General features: G+C 74.8%; 1 protein-coding gene. It reads left to right on the forward strand.

Features of this window, described 5'->3' with window-relative positions; translation table 11 throughout:
* The first annotated feature begins 357 nt into the window (after positions 1–357).
* Positions 358–651 carry a hypothetical protein gene (locus ACFV0G_RS20085; RefSeq protein ID WP_380549290.1) on the forward strand — a complete coding sequence of 98 codons (294 nt, stop codon included), beginning with the start codon at positions 358–360 and terminating at the stop codon, positions 649–651.
* Positions 652–722 lie beyond the last annotated feature (71 nt).

A 722-nucleotide genomic window follows, 5' to 3' on the forward strand; every position in this document is an offset into this window, starting at 1 on the left:
CCACACACCCCCCCGCCGCCGCGGCGGCCCCCCCCCCCCCCCCCGCGCCGTGGGGCGGGCTGCCGCGGGCCGAGACCCTCGCGGCGCAGAGCCCGGCCGGGCCCGGCGGATCGGACCCGGAACCGGTCGCGGGTCTCCTCGGTCTCACCGAGGTCGTGGAGAACGATGGCGGGCGTGCCGGACGGGTGGCCGAACGTCCGGCGCCGGCGCGTACGGTCCGTCGTGGTCCGGGGCCGGCCCGGGAGCGCGAGCAGCGCGATGCAGCTTCGCTGCGCAAGCGGTGCAAGCAGCGCACCGTACCCGGCGCGGTGACAGTGGGACATATTCCCTTCGCTACCACCGGGAGTGTCCACCATGATGATCGTACGCAAACTGCACGACGCCGGACTGACCAGCGAGCACGCATACGCGGCCGCCTTCGGGTCGATCGGCCTGTCGCTGGTCAGCTGGATGACCTCGCTGAAGGCCGAGCAGGCCGGAGTGGAGCGGGCCGATCGCTGGGGCATCTTCATCGGGGAGTGGGCGCCCACCTTCTTCGCCCTGGGCCTGGCCCTCGCCCGCTACGAGGAGAACCCGCGCGGTGCCTCGAGCCCTTCGGACGGGACTCGCCGCCCGGAAGGCTCGCCGGAGCCGTTCGGGACCTCGTCCTGACGGGGCAGGGCGGAAACCGGCGACCGAGCCGAGTGCATGACCGCCGGGCCGCCCGGGCGGCCCGGCGGTAC

This window comes from Kitasatospora sp. NPDC059571 (genome assembly GCF_042735675.1).
Lineage (GTDB): Bacteria > Actinomycetota > Actinomycetes > Streptomycetales > Streptomycetaceae > Kitasatospora.

Coding starts and splice junctions, on each gene's coding strand:
- ACFV0G_RS20085 (WP_380549290.1), top strand. CDS start 358: ATGATCGTACGCAAACTGCACGACGCCGGACTGACCAGCGAGCACGCA.